The 16,201-nt window shown below is 48.7% G+C and carries 13 protein-coding genes and 6 tRNA genes; 3 read left to right on the top strand and 16 right to left on the bottom strand.

Annotated features, from left to right (window positions below; genetic code table 11):
* Nucleotides 1-15 precede the first annotated feature (15 nt).
* The 9 genes from GX019_00875 to GX019_00915 form a co-directional block, all read right to left on the bottom strand.
* The gene (locus tag GX019_00875; protein HHT35712.1) at nt 16-1,188 is read right to left on the bottom strand and encodes a GGDEF domain-containing protein; all 1,173 of its coding nucleotides are present in this window, start codon (nt 1,186-1,188) and stop codon (nt 16-18) included.
* A gap of 20 nt (nt 1,189-1,208) precedes the next feature.
* Nucleotides 1,209-1,775, bottom strand: coding sequence for a YihA family ribosome biogenesis GTP-binding protein (locus tag GX019_00880; GenBank protein ID HHT35713.1), 567 nt, complete (start codon nt 1,773-1,775; stop codon nt 1,209-1,211).
* A gap of 2 nt (nt 1,776-1,777) precedes the next feature.
* Nucleotides 1,778-4,183 (bottom strand): endopeptidase La, encoded by a 2,406-nt coding sequence (gene lon / locus GX019_00885; GenBank protein HHT35714.1) that lies wholly within the window; start codon nt 4,181-4,183, stop codon nt 1,778-1,780.
* Nucleotides 4,184-4,251: 68 nt separating this feature from the next.
* Nucleotides 4,252-5,961 carry an ATP-dependent protease LonB gene (gene lonB / locus GX019_00890; GenBank protein HHT35715.1) on the bottom strand — a complete coding sequence of 570 codons (1,710 nt, stop codon included), beginning with the start codon at nt 5,959-5,961 and terminating at the stop codon, nt 4,252-4,254.
* Between the two features lie 89 nt (nt 5,962-6,050).
* Nucleotides 6,051-7,304 (bottom strand): ATP-dependent protease ATP-binding subunit ClpX, encoded by a 1,254-nt coding sequence (gene clpX, locus GX019_00895; GenBank protein HHT35716.1) that lies wholly within the window; start codon nt 7,302-7,304, stop codon nt 6,051-6,053.
* A gap of 21 nt (nt 7,305-7,325) precedes the next feature.
* On the bottom strand, nt 7,326-7,928 hold the full coding sequence (gene clpP / locus GX019_00900; GenBank protein HHT35717.1) for an ATP-dependent Clp endopeptidase proteolytic subunit ClpP: 603 nt from the start codon (nt 7,926-7,928) through the stop codon (nt 7,326-7,328).
* 54 nt (nt 7,929-7,982) lie between these two features.
* On the bottom strand, nt 7,983-9,335 hold the full coding sequence (locus GX019_00905; protein HHT35718.1) for a trigger factor: 1,353 nt from the start codon (nt 9,333-9,335) through the stop codon (nt 7,983-7,985).
* Between the two features lie 148 nt (nt 9,336-9,483).
* Nucleotides 9,484-9,569: transfer RNA gene (locus GX019_00910), tRNA-Leu, on the bottom strand.
* 7 nt (nt 9,570-9,576) lie between these two features.
* A tRNA-Lys gene (locus GX019_00915) sits at nt 9,577-9,652 on the bottom strand.
* 126 nt (nt 9,653-9,778) lie between these two features.
* On the opposite strand from GX019_00915, the gene rodA reads away from it, so the two are divergent.
* Entirely contained in the window at nt 9,779-10,915 is a 1,137-nt protein-coding gene (gene rodA / locus GX019_00920; GenBank protein HHT35719.1) for a rod shape-determining protein RodA, read from the top strand.
* Here the strand turns inward: rodA and GX019_00925 are convergent.
* Both GX019_00925 and GX019_00930 read right to left on the bottom strand, forming a co-directional pair.
* Nucleotides 10,859-13,036 carry a hypothetical protein gene (locus GX019_00925; protein ID HHT35720.1) on the bottom strand — a complete coding sequence of 726 codons (2,178 nt, stop codon included), beginning with the start codon at nt 13,034-13,036 and terminating at the stop codon, nt 10,859-10,861. The two genes, rodA and GX019_00925, sit on opposite strands and share 57 nt — an antisense overlap.
* A complete protein-coding gene (locus tag GX019_00930) occupies nt 13,030-14,142 on the bottom strand; it encodes a glycosyltransferase family 4 protein (GenBank protein ID HHT35721.1) in 1,113 nt (370 codons plus the stop codon). The genes GX019_00925 and GX019_00930 overlap by 7 nt, the downstream gene beginning before the upstream one ends.
* A gap of 75 nt (nt 14,143-14,217) precedes the next feature.
* On the opposite strand from GX019_00930, the gene GX019_00935 reads away from it, so the two are divergent.
* Nucleotides 14,218-14,604 carry a hypothetical protein gene (locus GX019_00935; GenBank protein HHT35722.1) on the top strand — a complete coding sequence of 129 codons (387 nt, stop codon included), beginning with the start codon at nt 14,218-14,220 and terminating at the stop codon, nt 14,602-14,604.
* A 34-nt stretch (nt 14,605-14,638) separates the two neighbouring features.
* Here GX019_00935 and GX019_00940 read toward each other — a convergent pair whose 3' ends face one another.
* Nucleotides 14,639-14,800: a hypothetical protein gene (locus GX019_00940; protein HHT35723.1), complete on the bottom strand. Its 162-nt coding sequence runs from the start codon at nt 14,798-14,800 to the stop codon at nt 14,639-14,641.
* 128 nt (nt 14,801-14,928) lie between these two features.
* Here GX019_00940 and GX019_00945 point away from each other — a divergent pair, with 128 nt between their 5' ends.
* Nucleotides 14,929-15,804 carry a diacylglycerol kinase family lipid kinase gene (locus GX019_00945; protein ID HHT35724.1) on the top strand — a complete coding sequence of 292 codons (876 nt, stop codon included), beginning with the start codon at nt 14,929-14,931 and terminating at the stop codon, nt 15,802-15,804.
* Nucleotides 15,805-15,823: 19 nt separating this feature from the next.
* On the opposite strand, the gene GX019_00950 is transcribed toward GX019_00945, so the two are convergent.
* The 4 genes from GX019_00950 to GX019_00965 all read right to left on the bottom strand — a co-directional run bounded on the left by GX019_00950 (nt 15,824) and on the right by GX019_00965 (nt 16,191).
* A tRNA-His gene (locus GX019_00950) sits at nt 15,824-15,900 on the bottom strand.
* Nucleotides 15,901-15,939: 39 nt separating this feature from the next.
* A tRNA-Arg gene (locus tag GX019_00955) sits at nt 15,940-16,015 on the bottom strand.
* Nucleotides 16,016-16,028: 13 nt separating this feature from the next.
* Nucleotides 16,029-16,102: transfer RNA gene (locus tag GX019_00960), tRNA-Gly, on the bottom strand.
* Between the two features lie 11 nt (nt 16,103-16,113).
* Nucleotides 16,114-16,191: transfer RNA gene (locus GX019_00965), tRNA-Pro, on the bottom strand.
* Nucleotides 16,192-16,201: the final 10 nt, after the last annotated feature.

A 16,201-nucleotide genomic window follows, 5' to 3' on the forward strand; every position in this document is an offset into this window, starting at 1 on the left:
ATCGGCTCCTCCTCTTTAACTGCAGGTACAGCATTGATTTTTTCCTGAAGTTTTAGCCCTGTACATCGCCATATCAGCCCGACGCAGCAGTTCCATGCGGTCCTGTGCATCATCAGGGTAGCTGGCAACTCCAATTGACACTGTCAGCTCCCGTTCCAGTTCCAGTTCTGACAGCTCTGCCAACTTAGCCTGGATTCTTTTAGCAAACACCAAACCACGAGCGCGATTAGTGTGAGGCAGAATTACCACAAACTCCTCCCCACCAAAACGGACTACATAGTCTTCATCCCGGACACTGCTGCGAATTGTCTGGGCAACTGTCTTAAGAACCTCGTCACCGTATTCATGCCCATATGTATCATTGAACAGCTTAAAATCATCAATATCAATGAACAGCATCGTTACCGGATAGTCGCTGTCCTGATCCAGCCATTCGCTCAAAAACCGGTAATTATAAACTTTGGTTTTAGAATCTAAAACTAGTTCCTGCTCAGCCTGAATTCTCCGCTGCTGTTCAGCCACAAGATAGAAACTGTAGCGGATAATCTCGGAAATTCCAAGCAGCAGCGCACCAAAAATCAAGAGACCCTCCATCTGCCAGGTGGCGATAAAAAACGAGAAAATCACTCCAACATATCCAAACATCAGATAATAGAACCAAATCCGCGGGTGGAAGATATGCTTGATGCCGGCATAAGCGCTGCTGTCCAGCAGCACAGTAATAACAGATACTAAGACAAGATTAACAAAGTTATACAGCACCAAGCCGATCAGCATTGCCGGCAAGCTGTGGGGAACCGAAAGCTCCCCAATGTTAGGGTGGAGAAATGAGAAAACCAACCCAACCAGCAGAACGGTTAGCGACCGCTGGAGCAAATTAAGAAAGACCTTGATCAAATCAATATCAGCCATAAGGCCGTAGATGAGATTAGCTAAAATTGCCAACCACATAGCTTCCCCGGTGCCAAAGACAAAGATGGCTGTCAGATAGATAGAAACAGATAGAGAATGCCTGATATAGCGGGATACCCCTATTCCCCTAAATTTAAAGATGACGAGCAGCACCAGCAGGAGCAGCAGTTCCGTCCACCGCTCCCAAGCCAGCATTGGAGTGAAAAAGATCAAACCGGCAGCAGCTGTCAGCGCTGCTGCCGTACTGACAACCATTAACTTTGTGTTGGTTTTCATCAACGAATCCCTCACTTACCCTACATAAACTGATTTAGCACCGCAATGAGGTCTTCTCGTCCTGATTTGGTGGCAGCAGAGAAAATAAGTCCTGGCAGATGTAGTGCGCTGATTATTCGATTCATGTGCTGTTTATATTTTCCGCGGCTAATTTTATCAGCTTTTGTCGCTACTACCCAAGCAGGTATATCCATAGCGGCGATCCATTCAGCCATCATTTGGTCATCGGCTGTCGGGCGATGTCTGATATCAACAATCATTAAGATCGCCACTAAGTTCTCGCGTTCTGTCAAGTAACCTTCGATCATGGGCTTCCACTGAGCTCTGACCGATTCTGACACCTTGGCATACCCGTAACCGGGTAAATCGACCAGAACCAGTCGATCTACCCGGTAGAAATTCAGGGTTTGGGTTCTGCCGGGCTGTCCCGACACCCTTGCTAATTTTTTGCGGTTGACCAAAGCATTGATCAGAGAAGACTTGCCAACATTTGAACGTCCTACTAGGGCAATCTCCGGATACGGATGTACCGGATACTGGTTGGATTTGACCGCACTGGTTATGAACTCACAATCGTGGATATTGATACTCATTGCCGCTCAATCCACTGCTGAGAATCGGGATACTGTTCAGGCGGTACAAAATCCAAATTCTTGTCGCTGTCTTCATCATCTGTATCTGCCAGTGCAATCTCTAAAACCGTATCCATATGGTCAACAAAGTCTATCTCAATCTTGCGAAGCACATCTTCAGGGATGTCTTCCAAGTTCTTTTCATTGTCTTTAGGAAGCAGCACATGGGAAATTCCCCCGCGGTGAGCTGCCAGCAGTTTTTCTTTAACTCCACCGATTGGCAGAACTCTGCCCCGCAGCGTAATCTCTCCGGTCATTGCCACCTGATGCTTAACAGGACGGCCTGTTAAGGCGCTGACCACTGCGGTAGCAATGGTGATCCCTGCTGATGGACCATCTTTCGGAATTGCTCCTTCCGGGACATGCACGTGAATATCGTATTTCTCATGAAAATCAGGCTCTATCCCCAGCTGGGCTGCCCGCGAGCGGATATAGCTGATCGCGGTCTGAGCTGATTCCCGCATTACTTCGCCCAACTTGCCTGTCAGGATTATCTTACCTTTGCCCTCAATGATCGTTACCTCTATGGAGAGCATTTCTCCTCCCACCGATGTGTAAGCTAAACCGGTCGCAACACCGATGCGATCTTCGGTATCCATCAGCTGATGCTTGTATCTTGGTGCTCCCAAGTACTTGTGAAGTGAGCTGACTGTTACCCTAATCGGTGTTTTGCCGCCGCGCACAACTTCGGTGGCAATTTTCCGGCAGATTGCGGCCAGTTCCCGCTCCAAATTCCGCACACCGGCTTCGCGGGTGTAATTTGAGATCACGCGCGCAAAGGTGTTTTCCGAAATAATTACCTGGTCTTCGCTGAGGCCATGAACCTTTAACTGTTTAGGCCAGAGATGGCGTTTGACGATTTCCAGTTTCTCCAACTCCGTGTAGCCCGGAATTTCAATTACTTCCATCCGATCTCGCAGCGGAGCCGGTATCTGATACAGTACATTCGCCGTGGTTAGGAACATTACCTGCGACAAATCAAAAGGAACTTCCAAATAGTGATCGCTGAATGCATTGTTCTGCTCCGGATCTAAAGCTTCTAAAAGCGCAGAAGTAGGATCGCCCCGAAAATCGGAAGCCAGCTTATCGATCTCATCTAGGAGAAAGACCGGATTGCGGCTGCCGGCTGTTTTCAGCGCTTGAATGATTCGGCCCGGCAGCGCACCTACATAAGTGCGGCGGTGACCTCGAATTTCTGCTTCATCCCTAACTCCACCCAAAGAAATGCGGACAAACTGTCTGCCTAAAGCTTCTGCTACCGAACGAGCAAGCGAAGTTTTCCCCACTCCCGGAGGTCCGACTAAACAAAGAATCGGGCCTTTCAGCTCCTTGGTCAGCTGCCGTACCGCAAGATACTCCAAAATCCGCTGTTTAACCTTGTCGAGTCCGAAATGGTCCCGATCCAAAATCTGCTCAGCTTCATTAATGTCCAAGCGGTCCTTTGTGGTCTTGGACCACGGCAGAGCCAGCATCCAATCCAAGTAATTGCGGACTACGACTGTTTCTGCGGCCATGGGCGGCATTTTTTCGAAGCGGTGCAGCTCGTGAATCACTTTGGCTTTGGCTTCTTTAGGCAGTTTTGCTGCTTTGAGCTTCTTTTTATACTCTTCCACTTCGCTGACGCGGTCATCTTTGTCGCCCAGCTCACCCTGAATCGCTTTCATCTGCTCCCGCAGATAGTACTCGCGCTGAGTTTTTTCCATCTGTTTGCGGACCTTAACTTGAATTTTTCTTTCTAATTCTAGCAGGTCCAGTTCTTTGGCTAGAAGCTGAAGCATCAGCTCCAGTCGGCTTTTAACATCCGTTTCTTCAAGTAACTGCTGTTTATCTTCTATCTTAGTAATAATCTGACCGGCGACTGCATCGGCAAAGCGGTCAGGATCACTGATACTGCTTACAGAACCAACTGCTTCAGTTGGGATCTTCTTAGACATCTTCACATACTTCTCAAAAAAGTCCAAGACACTGCGCTGTAAGGCTTCCACCTCTAGATCATAACTGACAATGCTGTCCATGGGTGTTACAGCAACTTCAAAAAATTCGTCGTTTTCAGTGAAGTAACCTATCTCAACACGCTGCAGACCTTCGATCAGAACGCGAATCTGGCCTTCAGGCATTCGCAGCAGCTGTTTTACTTCACACAAGGTACCAACAGTAAAGATGTCCTCTTGGAGCGGTTCGATAACACTGGCATCTTTCTGGGCAGCCAAAACCAACCTCTTATCAGCGGTCATGGCTGCTTCCAGCGCATGGATCGATAGCTCTCTGCCAACCTCAAGTGGTGTAACCATGTTTGGGAATACGATTATGCCTCGTAAAGCTAGTAAAGGATATACCATATCTTTCATTATTTCCACCTCCATTACGCAGACATCTACCCTTGGTACCATTATACCATAATGATCCAAAAATCCATAGCCGTGGAAGAAAGTCAGAGTTTCTGCGCTCCTTGAGTTGGATAGACTCCAGCCGCTGAGAGCAGTTCGCCCTGCTTAGTACCCACTCTGACTGCCGCATCGCCTTCTTCCCACAGTAAAGCCGCTGCTATTACATCCTCAATTTGAACTACCGGCTCGATCTCAATGCCTTTGAACTCTGCAAACATGTCCTGCCAGTTGTCCTTGGGAATCAACACTTTCTTAACCCCTGCCAGCTGAGCGGCTTCGATTTTGGCGGGAACTCCTCCTACCGGCTTAACGGTACCATGAATGGACACCTCTCCAGTCATGGCAATGTCATTGCGCACTTTGATTCGGGTAATCGCAGAGTATATGGCGGTGATAATGGAGACCCCCGCTGACGGACCATCGATCGGGGCACCGCCGGGAAAATTGATATGCAGGTCATAGTCCTGGGGACACAGTCCTAGATTGGCCCGCAACACAGTCATGACATTATCAATAGAAGAGCGAGCCAGGGATTTGCGCCGGACTGTGCGGCCAAAGCCGCTGCCAGTCTCTTCCTCATCAACAATGCCGGTAATTTGGATTTTGCCCTGTCCCCGCTCACTCGGGATAGCTACTGCCTCTACCTCGATCAGAGTACCCAGGTTAGGTCCGTAAACCGCTAAACCATTCACCGAACCTATCGCAGGTTTGTCGGGGATCTGCACGTCAGGGCGAGGGCTGTACTGACCGCTGTTGACTACCCATTCAATGTCTTTCTTATCAATTTGATTTCTGTTTTCTGAAAGCACGATTCCGCCTGCAATCTGAATCATATTAACTGCGTCGCGACCGTTGTTGGCGTACTTAGTCACCTCAGCGAGAGCATCATCAGAAATGTGAAAACCCACTTTTTCTGCTGCGTTTTTGGCTATCTTTTTGATTTCCTGAGGTGTAAGCGCCCGGAAAAAGATTTCCAGACAGCGGGAGCGGATTGCCGGAGGCAGTTCGTGGGGCATCCTGGTAGTGGCTCCGACCAACCGGAAATCTGCAGGCAGACCATTTTGGAAAATCTCATGGATATACTGGGGAATATTGGTGTCCTCTGAAGAATAATATGCGCTTTCCAAGAAAACCTTGCGATCCTCGAGCACTTTCAAGAGTTTATTCATTTGGATGGGATGGAGCTCCCCGATTTCATCGATGAACAAAACACCGCCGTGAGCCTTGGTCACCGCCCCGGGTTTCGGCTGGGGAATGCCGGCGATCCCGAGCGGTCCAGCTCCCTGATAGATAGGATCGTGCACTGATCCCATTAAAGGATCGGCTATACCCCGATCATCAAAACGCGCTGTGGTAGCATCAATCTCGACAAATTTAGCATCGGGTCTAAAGGGAGAGTGGGGGCTCCGTTTTGCTTCCTCAAGCACTACGCGGGCAGCCGCGGTTTTACCTACTCCCGGTGGACCGTAGATAATCACATGCTGGGGATTGGGACCGCATAAAGCAGCCCTTAAAGCCTTAATGCCATCTTCCTGCCCAACCAAGTCAGAGAAAGAAGCGGGTCGCGTCCGCTCTGCTAAAGGTTCGGTGAGGGATATGGCTTTCAGTTTATGTAATTTTTCCATTTCTTTTTTTGATTCCCGGTCAACCGCCGTCTTATTCCCCTGCTGCTGTTTGAGGAGATTGTAGAAATACAAGCCGATCACAACAGCAAAGAAAAAGTTGACCAAACCAAAGATACCCATCAAATCCATGGCACTACCTCCCTGATATCCTTAACAGACTTAGTATATCCGCGGAGGCAAAAAAAATAAGGCAGGTACTGCACCTGCCTTATTTATATCTATGCGGTTTCATCCTTGGCTTGGTCAACTCGAATCAGCCGCGGCGGCTCATGTTTAAGCACTGCTTCTTTGGTGATCACACACTTCTTCACATCAGACTGTGACGGAACTGTGTACATGGTGTCCTGCATAATCGATTCAAGAATCGAGCGCAGACCCCGGGCGCCAGTCTTTTGTTCCAAAGCGAGCTCAGCAATTGCTTGCAGAGCATCAGGCTGAAACTCCAGTTCCACATCATCCATTTCGAACAGTTTCTGGAACTGCTTGACCAGTGCATTTTTCGGTTTAACCAAAATATCGATTAAAGCTTCTTGATCCAGGGCATCCAAGGATACAACTACTGGCACACGGCCGATAAACTCTGGAATCAAACCAAACTTCAGCAAATCTTCCGGCATGATCTGGCGGAGAATATCGCCAATCTTTTTCTCTTCTTTGGTCTTAATCTCAGCGCCAAAGCCCATTGTTTTTTCACCAATGCGCTGCTCAATGATTTTTTCCAAACCATCGAAGGCTCCGCCGCAGATGAAGAGAATATTGGTGGTATCGATCTGGATGAACTCCTGGTGGGGATGCTTGCGGCCTCCCTGCGGGGGCACACTAGCGATTGTTCCTTCCAGAATTTTCAGAAGTGCCTGCTGCACTCCTTCTCCGGATACATCCCTGGTGATCGACGGATTTTCCGATTTGCGAGCAATTTTGTCTATCTCATCGATGTAGATAATGCCTCGCTCAGCTCTCTCTACATCGTAATCGGCTGCTTGGATCAGTCTCAGTAAGATGTTTTCAACATCCTCACCCACATATCCAGCTTCAGTCAAGCTGGTAGCATCTGCGATTGCAAACGGTACATTTAAGATCTTTGCCAATGTTTGAGCCAACAGGGTTTTACCGCTGCCGGTTGGACCAAGCAGGAGGATATTGCTCTTCTGCAGTTCGACATCATCTGCTCTGCCAACGTTGTTAATGCGTTTGTAGTGATTATACACCGCTACTGCTAACGATTTTTTGGCCTGCTCTTGTCCGATTACGTATTCATCGAGAGTTTTGCGAATTTCCATCGGCTTGGGAATGCTGTGGAAATAAGCATCTGTTTCTTCAGTGAACTCCTCCTCGATAATCTCGTTGCACAGCTCAATACATTCATCGCAGATGTACACCCCGGGGCCGGCGATGAGCTTTTTTACCTGTTCCTGCTGTTTACCGCAGAAAGAACATTTCAGCTGCCCTTTTTCATCGCCAAATTTTAACATCTTATCACCTCTCTCAAGCGCTTACGCCTCGTTCATATCTTTTTTGTGATGCATGATGCCGTCGATTATTCCGTATTTTACTGCTTCTTCCGCCGACATATAGTAATCACGATCTGTGTCATGTTCAATTTTCTCCAGTGGCTGCCCTGTGTGATGGTGGAGAATCTGGTTTCCCATGTGCTTCAAGCGCAGAATCTCTTTAGCAACAATCTCAATTTGAGTTGCCTGACCCTGGGCGCCACCCATCGGCTGATGAATCATCACCCGGGAATGGGGCAGCGCAAACCGCTTACCCTTCGCTCCTGCTGTTAGAAGCAGGGCGGCCATGCTGGCTGCTAAGCCTACACAAATGGTAGATACATCAGGTTTAATGTACTGCATTGTATCGTAAATAGCCAGTCCGGAATAAACCTCGCCACCCGGGCTGTTAATGTACAAATGAATATCTTTACTGGGATCCTCCGACTCCAGATAAAGCAGCTGCGCTACAACTAAATTAGCAACATGATCATTAATCGGTCCTCCGAGAAACACAATCCGTTCTCTGAGCAAACGCGAATAAATATCAAACGCTCTTTCTCCCCGATTGGTTTGTTCAACCACCATTGGAACTAAAGTGCTCATTGTTCACGACTCCTTTCTGCAGCTTTAAGTATATTCGAGCAGAGTCTCAGCACATTACTCGGTCGCAGAAGCCTCGTCCTCGTCCGCTGCTTCTTCAGCTGCATCTTCTGAATCGACTTCAACCTCAGTCACTTCAGCGTTTTCGAATAAGAAATCCCAAGTTTTGTCAATTTTGATCATGGTAGTTAATCTATCTCTACTGTTTTCCCAGTTCTGACGAGTCTGCTCTGGATCGCTGCTTTCTTCTACCATCTCATCGATTTTACGTTCAATTTCTTCATCTGAAACAGAAATTCCTTCCCGCTCAGCGACCTCATCCAGAATTAGACTGCGCTTCAACTGCCTGATTGCTTCCGGTTCCATTTCTTTTTGGAGTTCTTCTTCTGTCTGGTTGGTAAACTCCAGATACTGCTCAAGTGTCATTCCAGAATACATCAGATTGAATCTAAAATTGTTGAACATGGTTTCTACCTGACCCTGAATCATGGAGCGGGGCAGATTTATAGTGCTGTTCTCAATAATCTGCTCTATTAATTTATTCTCCATTTCTTCTTTGGTTACGCGGGTCAAGGATGCTTCTAATCTTTCCCTGATGCTGTCTCTTAATTCTGCCAAAGTTTCGTATTCACCTAAATCTTTAGCGAACTCATCATCAAGCTCCGGCAGAGACCGCTCTTTCAGTCCGTTAATCTTAACATTAAATGTAACCTCTTTACCGGCAAGCTCTTCGTTGTAGTATTGTTCTGGGAAAGTTACATTTATATCCTTTTCTTCGCCGACTTTCATACCAATGAGCTGTTCTTCAAATCCGGGAATGAACTGTCCGGAACCGATTTCCAGTGTATATCCGGCAGCAGCTCCACCTGAGAACGGCTTGCCGTCCAGGTAGCCCTTAAAGTCAATATTGGCAAAATCGCCTTCCTGAACATCATCACGGGAATCAACGGCGATCAGCTCACTGTGCTGCATCCGCAGCTGTTCCAGCTCCCGATCAACATCGGCTTTATCTACTTTTCTAACCCGCTTTTCCACCGACAGTCCCTTGTACTGGCCTAATTCAATTTCCGGATAAACATCAACTTCAAAGACAAGGCTTAATCCTTCACCGGGTTCGATTTTCTCAAGATCAAGCTCAGGCTGGTCAACCGGGGTAATGCCAGTTTCTTTAACTGCTGCTTCGTATAACTGCGGAACCAAATAATCCAGGGCATCTTCAAAAAAGATGCTCACTCCGTAGTATCTTTCCACAATACTGCGCGGCGCTTTCCCTTTGCGGAATCCGGGAATAGCAATCTGCCTATTAACAGTGCGATATGCGTGAGCTAAACCTTCTTCAAGTTTAGCAGCATCGGCCTCTACTGTTAACCGAACTCTACTGTTCTCGAGTTTCTCCAAATTAACATTCATGATATTTCCTCCCCACAATCGCTACTACCGACATTAATTGGTAGTATTAACCATATTTTTTAAAAATAAACATCCTGCCGCCTATGTAATTGAATACAAAAAAATCGAGCGGCAATCTATCTTTTACCGCCCTCGACTAACCAAATTTTGGTGCAGGCGGAGAGAGTCGAACTCTCACGGGGGTTGCCCACTAGATCCTAAGTCTAGCGCGTCTGCCAATTCCGCCACGCCTGCAGGTTAATGGTGAGCCATCCGCGACTCGAACGCGGGACACCCGGATTAAAAGTCCGGTGCTCTACCGACTGAGCTAATGGCTCAAACCATATCATCACGCTTAGTTATTATAACAAAGAGGTTTTGTTTGGTCAAGACCTTTTTCTCTTAGTTTTCTAAACCCCGGATCTCATGTATAATATAATTAGAAAACATAAGGAGCGGTGAGCGTGAAAGAAATCCCACGCCGGTACTGGCGCAATTTAGACATCCCTCTAATTCTCGCTGTCCTAGGATTAATCCTGCTCGGACTTTTTGTAATCTATTCAGCATCAGCCTCAAGACTGCTTAATCTCAATGCTGATCCTTTTCATTATGTTAAAAGGCAGGCAATAGCTGCCTTAGTTGGGTTTATGGGGTTGATCGTAGTCTTGTCAATCGATTATCGCGCTTGGCGCCGCTGGACAAAAATCGGCTATTTGGTAACAGTTTTAGCGCTGGCCGTTATTCTTATCACTGGGAAAATAGCTCAAGGTTCCCAACGCTGGTTCAGCTTAGGAGGCTTCAACATCCAGCCCTCGGAGCTTGCCAAATTAGTGATGATTGTGGTCTTGGCTCATCTGATGGAAAAACAGAGCAATATCGAAGGCCGCAAGATTTTCCTTCCTTTTGTAATAATCGGTGTCCCCATGGCTTTAGTTTTTTCCCAGCCGGACTTGGGTACTGCGATGGTATTTGTGGGAATTGTATTTGCCATGACTTATATTGGCGGCGGAGATCTGCGCCATCTCGGCATTATTGCTGCAGTGGGCATAGCGGCAGCGCTTGCGGCTATTCTCCTCTCTTATTATGAAGTTATCAAGATCATCAAACCTTATCAGCTGAGACGACTTTTGATTTTCCTCGATCCTTATTCCGATCCCACGGGTGATGGCTGGAACGTGATCCAATCCATGATCGCCATCGGCTCGGGAGGATTCTTTGGCAAAGGTTATTTAAACGGCACCCAGGGCCAGCTGTATTTTCTCCCAGCCAATCACACCGACTTTATCTTCTCTGTGGCCGCCGAGGAATTCGGTTTTGTCGGTGCCAGCGCTATTCTGCTTTTATACGCGTTCTTTATCTGGCGCGGGATTAAAATCGCCATCAATGCTAAAGACCGTTTTGGCAGCCTCCTGGCTGTCGGCTGCATCAGCTACTTTGTGTGCCACTTAGTAATCAACATCGGCATGACTATGGGAATCATGCCGATTACGGGACTGCCCCTGCCCTTCCTTACCTATGGAGGAAGTACTCTCCTTACCAGCTTATTAGCTGTGGGGATCCTTCTCAACGTGGGACTGCGCCGGCAGAAGATTATGTTTTAGAGACAAGGCTAGCGTCAGCATAGTGGTAGCTGCAAAGAAACTGCAGGTAGCCGCTGCCACAACCCCGGAATCATTAAAGATGAGCGCCGCGGTGGTTCCAGTTAAAGTCCCGACAATGCCCACTACCAAATCAGGGTAGTTTTTCAGCAGCCACTGCAGATAGCGGCTTGGCCAAATGAGGCTGGCACCCATAGCCGCAATCGCGATCAGCAGCGCCCTGCTCCAGATGCTGTAGCGGAGCAGCCGCAGATTCATGCTCAGCTTGCGAACAATAATATCTTTTACTGTGTTTAATCCGTTGGCACTGATCAGCCCGGTAGTCTGCCCGATATGGGACTGGAGATCCTCGGGGCGCCCGACGTCAAGCTGCATTAAGCCTATTAAAGCTGCTGCCACTGCCAAACCGACGACAACCACGCAGCTGTACCAAGGCAGCCGACTGTGAGCAAGCAGCCAGGCGATACCGAAGCCGCAGATAGCGGCTATCATGCCGCCAACATTAGTTCCCCATTGGGGCGCAGCAATGATAAAAACAACTGCCAAAAACACCGCCAGATCTAAGAATGCGGTGTTTTTTGTTTTCACCCAAGGTCTTTCCCGAAGCAGTGCCCAACCCATAATCGCAGACCCGATCAGGATACCCATGTACTCATTGCCGATGCCGTAATAGCGGGCTCCTCCTACCGGGTCATACCCGAGAAAGGAATAGCGAATCCATACCCCACCTCGAATCACATCAACAATAATTAGTCCCGCTGTGATTAAGGCAACTGCCATGATGCTGGCCAGCTGGTTTTGGCAGCGCAGATTAACCAGAACCAAAAGCAGGATGATCAGCATAGGCCAATACCAGCCCTGGGGCAGAAGTAAGAGAATCAGCGGCAGTGATAAGCTGAGCACAAGGCACAGCTGAACCGACCTAACAAACCTGCGGCTCAGCACCTTGGGAATAATTAAGAGTGCCAGGGTAACAAGATAGAGAACCACCTGAATCCCTACCAGAATTCGAAGCACACTGCCGCGGTGCTGATTAACCCAAAAGACTCTTTCCTCGAGCTGCTCGATTAGAGCCAGCGCCGCTTGAGACTCCATTCGGTCAACCGTCACTGCCCGCCCCAGCATCGGCCCTTTATCGGCGTTTAACCGATTAGCTATGGTGGGAGCGAGATCAATATTACTGATAATTCCAGGCCACTTGGTAGTACCCGAAGTTAACAAGCCGGCATCACCGCCGATGACAATCACAGGCGCAAACCAGCGGCCAACTTCTGCCCTGTCAGCAGAAGGATAAGGAGCGGCGATGAGTATTTCGGCTTGAGGCAGCTCAGCATAAAGCTCGGCAATAAAATCCCAGGCTTCCCTTACCATGCGTGCTTTCAGCTTATCCAGCTGTTCGGGTATCAGATGTTGGACATATGTGCTTAAGCGGTAGGGATCGCCTAGATCCACCACTGCCAAGTCCGCATCTGAACCTAAGACAGCTGCCAAAAGTTTGTGGTAATCAGTCCGCTTTCCGTGGGGATAGGCGGAGTCTTCAATTAGTACTTCGTCACTTACCAGCCCCAGCGCTGCTTGCCCATCACTATCCATACCGACCAAAGCGGCCCAGCGAACCCTTTGATCCTGCAGATCACTGTTTCCAAACACACCTATTTTCAAGTTAGCGCGACGAAGGGCATCTGCCAGAGCACCTACCTCCAGTGGATATTTGGCCTCAGCAAATGCACTTCTGATCGATGCAATTTGCGGATTGACAATCCGATTGTTACCAGTCCGGCCTGTTCTCAGCTCATAGAGCTGCCCGGCTTTAACCCCACCAGTCTGCTCATGGCTGTGATACATAGCGGCAGCTCCATGCGTTCCAAACGCACGGGAACCGCTGCTTATCGTAAGATAGGCACCGGAAATCATCTCCCCGCCACCGATGCGGGTATTCATGGTCCCCAGCGCCATCAAACCATCAGCGTACAGCTGACTAGCTTTAAGATCATCCCAAGTCAAACCGTGCCAGAGAACTAGAACCAGTTTCGGTCCTGCAGCCAAGACCGGGATGTTCAATAAATTCACAATTGCTGCCAGCAGAATTACCCGCAAAATGCGCTGTCTCAGCCCTTTCACCACACGGTCCCTTCCTCTATAAGTTGTTGGTACTGCAGCTTTGTCGCTTGAATCATGTGGTCAACCCCAAAGGAGCGGATGACCGACTGATAATTATGCTCCCCCATGCGGCGTTTCTTGCTCTGGTCTTTGGCAATTTTAAGTACGGCAGCTGCTAATCCCGGAGCATTGTCAGGGGCAAAGAAATAGCCACCTTTTCCCTGCTCCACCACCTCTCGCGTGCTGGGAAGATCGCTAACTACCACCGGCAGCTTCGCGGCCATCGCCTCAAGCACACTTACGCTCAAGCCTTCGCTTAAACTAGGCAGCACAAACAGATCCCATCCAGCCATTAAGGCAGGAACATCGCTGCGAAAACCCAAAAACTTCACATATGGTTCCAACTGCAGCGCTTGGCTGTACAGCTCTAACTGGTGGCGCATCGGACCATCTCCCACAATTACTATCCGCATCTGCGGTAGGACGTTCCGCAGAAGCACCGCTGCCTTCAGCAGGCAGGCAATCCCTTTTTCCGCGATGAGTCGAGCGACTGCACCAATAATGAAATGTTTTGAGTCAAGCCCCATTAAAGCCAGCGCTTCTCGGCGGGAATAGCCTTCAAACCGGTGGTAATCCACGCCGTTGCGGATCGTGACAATGCGGTTGTAGGGTACAAACTCTGCCAGCTCACTGCCAACTGTATCGCTGACCGCAATGATTCGACCCAAGGCCTTCAGCAGAGTGCGGTTAACCAGCCCATGGGTCGCTCGATACCAGCGCGTCTGGGGTTGAGGAAGCATGTTATGGGCGGTAAACAAGGTTTTCTTAACTCCGCTGAGTTTAGCTGCCGGAACAGCAATCATTACAGATTTTAAGCCGTGAATATGGATCAGCTCTGGTTTAACTGCCCGCAGCACTTTAGTCAACTGCCAAACTGCTTTCAGATCCTGCTTAGGCTCGATCCCATCTGTGATCTCGATAGGATAAAAGGGGCAGCCTTCAGCCCACTCTTCCAATTCTTGGGGGCCGCAGACAATGATCTCACAGCAGCTGCTGAGACCCCTACGCAAGTAGTTTAAGTGCTGCTTAATGCCGCCCGCTGCGGGACGTATAACCCAAGCTACTTTCAACGGCTGATCCCTTCCTTCGCTGACAGCTTATTTATAACCCGATTGTGGGCACCCTATTCTCGAGGAGGTAGACCGATGAGCAGACCGATTGTTATAGTCACTGTACTGCTGGTGGCTGCTGTTTTCTTTGGTACTTATCAGGCTTTCGTACAGAACTCGCCTCCAGTACCTGAACCAGGTCCCGAAATCCGCAGCAGTACCGTTAATCTCCAGGATCTGACTGATAAAGCTGCCCAAGCAGCGCTTGACGAAGAATGGCTCCTGTGCCAGTACTATACTCAGCTGCTGTTAGCCGAGTGGGATCGGTTGAAACCTAATTCCCCCAATCGGCTCAGCGCAGTCATGGAAATAGATCAGATCCTGTTCGAGCTGGATGATCTAGTTCTCAACCAGAATCAAACTGGCGTTATTTCAGCTACTACTCGGCTTACCCACGCTTTCGCATATCTGTTCAACAGCTAAAACTCAGGGAGCAGCAGAGCTGCTCCCTTTATCGTTAAGATTTCCGTTTCTTAGGATTGTTGACTTGCTGTTTTACATTAGTTTCTGTTTCCGGTTTTCCCAATAGTTCATCTGCAGTTTCATAGTAATTATCGGTACGCTGCAGCTTCTTGTTGAGATTCTGGTTGACCTGATCGACTTTCCGCTTTTTTGCCATCTACCACCCTCCCTTCCCTGATAGTATAGACAGGAGCACAAAAAAATAAACTTCCCGCTTGATTGCAGGAAGATTCCAAAGTGGGGAAGAAATTGTTAGGGCATTAGATTTAGGAAGCGAGTGGTAGTATGAGTATAGCAATAGTTGCAAATCCATCTGCAGGAAGAGGTCGCGGCCGCAAAGTAGCTGAATCTGTCGCAAATGTTTTGCGGGATCGGAACCAAGATTTTGAACTTTTCCTTACTGAAGGTCCCAAGCACGCTGTTGAGCTTGCTTATCAGGCCAGCCGCAAGCATGAGATTGTCGCAGCTCTAGGCGGTGACGGTACCATCAACGAGGTCTTAAGCGGTATCTGGGAAACAGAATCTAAATTAGCGATTATTCCCGGCGGAACAGGAAACGACTACGCCCGGGGGTTGGATATTCCTCGCGATCCGCTAGCCGCCCTAGATCTCATCCAGAATGGCAGGGCAGTTAAAGTTGATGTTGTTAAGGAAACGGACCGGATGTTTGGGGTAGTATCTACAATCGGATTTCCATCCACTGTTTTGGTGAATGTCAACGCACACCGCGATTCCTGGCTGAAAGGTTCGCCGGTGTTTTTAGCTTCGGTAGCCAAAACAATCCGGGAGCTGGAAAGCTATCGGGTTAAGATTACTCTTGATCACAAAGAGATTGATACTAAGGTTGTGGGCGTTGTGCTGATGAATATGCCCTACGGAGGTGGAGGTCTGAAGTTTGCACCTGATGCTCGCTACAACGATGGTCTGATTTCGGTCGTGATTATTAAAGAAGTCGGGAAATTCGAGCTGATGCGGGCGCTGCCGACAGTCTATTTCGGCAAGCACGTAAACCATCCGAAGGTTGAAATTCTCCAGGGTAAGAAAGTAAGGATTGAAGCGGAGCAGCCCCTGATTAAGTCATTTGACGGGGATTTAGCAGGCACTACGCCTTTAGAAGCGGAGATTTATCCGGAGAAAGCAGAAGTTATTGTTGGGGTGTAATTAAAAATTAATAAAAAAATGGGGTGAGTAACCGGATTCGAACCGGCGACCTCCAGGGCCACAACCTGGCGCTCTAACCAACTGAGCTATACCCACCACACTAATATATATAATTATAACAGCTAATAGACCACATGGCGCGCCTGGCAGGATTCGAACCTGCGGCACTCGGATTAGAAGTCCGATGCTCTATCCCCTGAGCTACAGGCGCATCGTTTCAAAAGTGGAGCGGGTGAAGGGAATCGAACCCTCACAGCTGGCTTGGAAGGCCAGTGCTCTACCATTGAGCTACACCCGCTTTTTTAATCATGGTCGGGGCGAGAGGATTTGAACCTCCGGCCTCCTGCTCCCAAGGCAGGCGCGCTAGCCAAACTGCGCCACGCCCCGATTTTGTCGC

The organism is Bacillota bacterium (assembly GCA_012837335.1).
Taxonomy (GTDB): Bacteria; Bacillota; Limnochordia; order Darwinibacteriales; family DTU012; genus DTU012.